General features: G+C 67.2%; 4 protein-coding genes. All 4 read right to left on the bottom strand.

Annotation, left to right across the window (positions count from 1 at the left end; genetic code table 11):
• The coding region (locus tag WBV89_RS11815; RefSeq protein WP_423981552.1) for a hydantoinase B/oxoprolinase family protein at positions 1-1,252 on the bottom strand (1,252 nt) is incomplete at its 3' end.
• Positions 1,249-3,360 (bottom strand): hydantoinase/oxoprolinase family protein, encoded by a 2,112-nt coding sequence (locus tag WBV89_RS11810; protein ID WP_423981551.1) that lies wholly within the window; start codon positions 3,358-3,360, stop codon positions 1,249-1,251. The genes WBV89_RS11810 and WBV89_RS11815, both read right to left, overlap by 4 nt.
• Complete coding sequence (locus tag WBV89_RS11805; protein WP_423981550.1) at positions 3,360-4,172, bottom strand: SDR family NAD(P)-dependent oxidoreductase; 813 nt, start codon at positions 4,170-4,172, stop codon at positions 3,360-3,362. Before WBV89_RS11805 ends, WBV89_RS11810 begins: the two co-directional genes overlap by 1 nt.
• A 1-nt stretch (position 4,173) precedes the next feature.
• The gene (locus WBV89_RS11800; protein WP_423981549.1) at positions 4,174-4,482 is read right to left on the bottom strand and encodes an ArsR/SmtB family transcription factor; all 309 of its coding nucleotides are present in this window, start codon (positions 4,480-4,482) and stop codon (positions 4,174-4,176) included.
• Positions 4,483-4,717: the final 235 nt, after the last annotated feature.

The raw sequence follows: 4,717 nt of genomic DNA, 5'->3' as shown, positions 1-4,717 counted from the left end.
ACGTCAGACCGTCCAGGCGGGGTCGAGCACCGGTCCCCCCGCTGTTGAACATCAGGATCTCGACGGGCGGCCGCGGGTCGGTCGGGTCGGACGATCGGGCGCTCGCCTGGAAGTTCCAGAGTGCCCCGGCGCCTTCGGCCGGGACGCGATGCGGGATCGCCTGAGCGACCGCTCCGAGGCAGAGGTCGGTGACGAAGTGTCCGAGCACGTGCCGGACGGCGACCGGATCTGGATGCTTGGCGTTGAGGATGACGGCGTCGGGTGCGCTGACCGTGAAGGTTGCCAACGATGCGTAGTTGTTCGGCAACTCGGGGGCGAGCGCGACGAGCATCCCGTACGTGAAGTAGGCGTGGGCGTAGCCCAGCGGGACGTTGATCCCGAGCGGACACACGGGCGACGTGCCCGTGAAATCGGCGTGCATCCCGTCGGCGGTGACCGTGACCGCGACGGCGAGCGTGACCGGCTCGCCGTAGCCGTCGACGACCATCTCGTTGCGGTAGACGCCGGGCTCGACCGTGGCGATCGCCCGCTGCATCGCGGCGTCGGTCCGTTCGAACACGAACGTGGCGAGGTCACGGAGGTCGTCGATCTCGAACTCGTCGAGCATGTCGAGGAGACGGCGACGGCCGGTCTCGTTCGAGGCGGCCAGGCCGTGGATGTCACCGATCACCTGGTCGGACTCACGGACGTTGACCCGCACGATGTTGACGAGGTCCCGGTTGAGGTTCCCGCGCTCGGCCCACTTCATGATCGGGATGTTGATCCCTTCCTCGTAGACCTCTTTGGCGTCGGGTCCGTAGCCGCGTCCGCCGATGTCGACGACGTGCGCGGTCGAGGCGAAGAAGCCGATCAGTGTCTCGGTCGTCGTGCCCGTGTCGTCGGAAAGCGGCCGGAAGACGGGCGTGCAGACCGTGATGTCGTGGAGGTGGCCGGTTCCCTTCCAGGGATCGTTCGTGATGTACACATCGCCCGGGAAGATCCGCTCGGGACCGATGTCGTTGATGAAGTGCGGGACCGCGGCGGCCATCGTGTTGACGTGGCCGGGGGTGCCGGTGACGGCCTGGGCGATCATCCGACCGTCCGGGTCGAAGACGCCCGCCGAGAGGTCGCCGGCCTCGCGCACCGAGGTACTGAACGCGGTGCGCACGAGGGCGAGCGCCTGTTCCTCGACGACCGAGATGAGGCGGTTCCACATCACCTGGTTGTGCAGCGTGCGGGCGGTGTCGGACCGTTGGATCGTGTTCGGGCTCATGCCGCCACCTCCGGGCGTCGGGTGATCAGGAGCGAGTCGTCCGGCTGGACGCTGCAGCGGTGATGGGATGCGATGACCGTCGTCGTCTGTCGCTCGGCGATGATCGCCGGCCCGTCGATCGTCATCGCCGGATGCAGTGACTCGCGGTCGAACAGACGGGTCGCGACGACCTCACCGGTCACGGGGTCGTACGCCTCGCGACTCGACTCGGACGGCGGGACGGTGTCACCCCCGGCCGACAATGCGACACGGTCGCGCAGCGGGACCACCGACGACACCCGGACCGACCAACTCACGGTCTCGATCGCGAGGTCGTCGATCGCCCGACCGAAGAACTCCTCATAGGCCTTGGTGAACTTGGCCGAGAGCAGCTCGGCGGCGAAGTCGTCGAACGTCGAGTCCTCGTCGAGCATCACCGGGATCTCCCAGCCCTGCCCGGCGTAACGCATCGACACCTGGCGCTCCACCGTCACCTCACTCGGGGTGCCCTGGCGCACGAACGACATCGCCTCGTCGGTCAACTCGGCGAGCACCCGGTTCGACCCGGCGACGTCGAAATCGGTCGTCGACGTGTAGAAACTGCGGACCGCCTCGTACGAGAACGGGGCGACGAGGAAGCCGATCGCGGAGCCGACCCCCGCTCCCGGCGGGACGATCAGCTCGTCGAGACCGAGCTTGTCCATCAGCCTGGCCGCATGCAACGGGGCGCCACCCCCGAACGCGATCATCGTGTAGCCGCCGAGGTTCTTGCCGTTCTCGACGGCGTGGGCGCGGGCGGCGTTCGCCATGTTCTCGTCGACCACCTCGGCGACACCGATCGCGGCCGTCGTCGCGTCGAGTCCGAGCGCCGTTCCGACCGAGCGCACGAGTGCCTCGGCGGCGAGATCGGGTGAGAGATCGATGTCGGTCGCCCCGAACGTGTCGGGATGCAGCCGACCCAGTTGCAGGTTGGCGTCGGTGACCGTCGCGTCGAGTCCGCCGAGGGAGTAGGCGGCTGGTCCGGGCTCCGACCCGGCGCTGTGCGGGCCGATGCGGATCTGATCGAGCGAGTCGACCCGTGCGATCGAACCGCCACCGGCGCCGATCTCGATCATGTCGATCACGGGAATCGAGATCGGCATCCCGCTCCCCTTCTTGAACCGCGCTGTCCGATCGACCTCGAACGTCTTCGCCGTCGCCGGACGCGAGTCGTCGATGAGGCTGATCTTGGCGGTCGTTCCACCCATGTCGAACGACAGCACCCGGTCCCGGCCGTAGCGCGCGGCGAGATCGGCAGCAAAGATCGCCCCACCGGCGGGCCCGGACTCGACCAGCCGGACCGGGAACTCGGCGGCGCTCTCGACGCTCATCAGACCACCACCGGAGTGCACCAGGTAGAGCGGCGCAACCACGCCGCGCTCGCGCAGCTGGTCGCGCAGTCGCACGAGGTACGACGCCATCAGCGGCTGGACGTAGGCGTTCGCACACACGGTGTTGAACCGCTCGTACTCGCGCATCTGCGGCGACACCTCGCAGCTGATCGATACCGACACGTGCGGCAGGCGGTCCGTCAACAGGTCGCGGAAGCGGCGTTCGTTCGTGCCGTCGACGTAGCTGTGGATGAACCCGACCGCCACCGATTCGTATCCCTCGTCGGCGATCCCCTCGATCAGTTCGACAGCACCCTGCTCGTCGAAGGGAATCAGGACCTGCCCTCGGGCGTCTCGACGCTCCGACAGCGTGAGCCGGTGCCGCCGCTCGATCAACGGCTTCGGCAGCACGATGTCGAGGTCGTACTGCTCGAACCGGCTCTCGGTACGCGTCTCGATCACATCGCGGAAGCCTTCGGTCGTCACGAGCGCGGTGTGCGCGCCGCGGCGCTCGATCAACGCGTTCGTGGCGAGCGTCGTGCCGTGGATGAACTGTTCGACGTCGGCGAGCTCGATGCCCTCGTCGATGGTGAGCCGTTCGAGCCCGTCGAGGATCGCGCGCTCGGGAGCGTCATGGGTGGTGAGCACCTTCGTCGACGCGTAGGTGCCATCGACCCGCTCGATCACGATGTCGGTGAACGTGCCGCCGACGTCGGCACCGATCCGGATGGTCCCCTGCGTGTTCTCCGAGTTCGTCATCACAAATCCTCCAGTTTCGGGAAGTCGCTCGGCGGCATGATGTCGACGGTTGCCGAGCGTTGCTGGGCGAGCATTCCGCCGTCGACCTTGATGACGTCACCGGTGATGTACGACGCATCGTCGGACGCGAGGAACAGCGCCGCGCCGGTCATGTCGTTGGGTTCACCGATGCGGCCGAGGGGCACGTTCTCGCCGCGCAGCGTGCGCTGCTCGACGTCGAGTCCCGACGTGTCGATCGAGCCCGGCATCAGTGCGTTCACCCGGATCGCGTACGGCCCGAGGTCGAGCGCCATCGCTCGGGTGAGTGCCTCGATTCCGCCCTTCGTGGCGTCGTAGGCGGTGAACGCACGGTGGGCCCGCGTCGCCCCACCGGAGCTCATGTTGATGATGCTCCCGCCACCGGCCTTGGCCATGATCCGCGCCGCACGATGCGAGCAGAGGAAGTGACCGGTGAGGTTGACGTCGAGGATCTTGCGCCACCACGCCTCGTCGGCTTCGAAGAAGTGGAGCATCGGCGAGACCAGACCCGCGTTGTTGACCAGCACGTCGACGGTTCCGTGGCGCTCGACGACGTCGTCGAACATGGCCGCGACCTGCTCGCCGTTCGAGACGTCGGCGACGGAGACCGACGCCACTCCCCCGTCGGCGACGATCGACTGCGCGACCTCGTCGGCCGTCTCGGAATCGACGTCGTTCACGACGACAATGGCGCCCTGGTCCGCAAATCGGCGTGCGATCGAGCGTCCGATGCCGCCACCGGCTCCGGTGACGACGACGACCTTGTTCTTCAGTGACGGGTACATGCTGCTCATTTCAGACATCGGCCAGGTCGGCCTTGAGTTGTTGGATCGCCGGCTCGTCGCGGCGGTAGTAGACGTACCCGGAGCGCGGTGTGGCGATCACGAGGCCCGCATCGAGCAGGACCTTCATGTGCCGGGACGCGGCCGGCTGGCTCACCCCGAGCTTGTCGGTGATGTACATGTTGCAGGCCCCGTGCTCGACCGGATCACCGTGTTCCTGCGGCGGAAAGTGGGCGACCGGATCCTTGAGCCACTCGAGGATCTGCAGACGACGGGCGCTCGCCAGTGCCTTGAGCGCTCGCTCGAGAGCCGAGCCGGTCATCGTCGCAATCTGCATACCTCTATAACTAACTCGCTATTCAGCTCCCCGTCAACCCCCGATCTCTCGCTCCTCTCCATCTTCTCGACCCCATTCCGTCTCACATGCGGATACGGAGCGGGGTCGAGAAGATATGGGAGAACGATCCGGGGGCGGTCGCGGTGACCGGTACGGTCGAGACGTGGAACGGCGCGTACCTCTCGGGCGGATTCCCCGCCGGGTCGGGGCCGCATCGGTC

Source organism: Ilumatobacter sp. (genome assembly GCF_049588435.1).
GTDB lineage: Bacteria > Actinomycetota > Acidimicrobiia > Acidimicrobiales > Ilumatobacteraceae > Ilumatobacter_A.
Note: the sequence above shows the minus strand (reverse complement) of the source record. Positions and strands in the feature narration are given on the sequence as shown.

Bases quoted from the DNA above. Each gene is read 5' to 3' on its own strand.
- WBV89_RS11800 (WP_423981549.1), bottom strand. From the start codon at position 4,482: ATGACCGGCTCGGCTCTCGAGCGAGCGCTCAAGGCACTGGCGAGCGCC.
- WBV89_RS11810 (WP_423981551.1), bottom strand. From the start codon at position 3,360: ATGACGAACTCGGAGAACACGCAGGGGACCATCCGGATCGGTGCCGAC.
- WBV89_RS11805 (WP_423981550.1), bottom strand. From the start codon at position 4,172: ATGAGCAGCATGTACCCGTCACTGAAGAACAAGGTCGTCGTCGTCACC.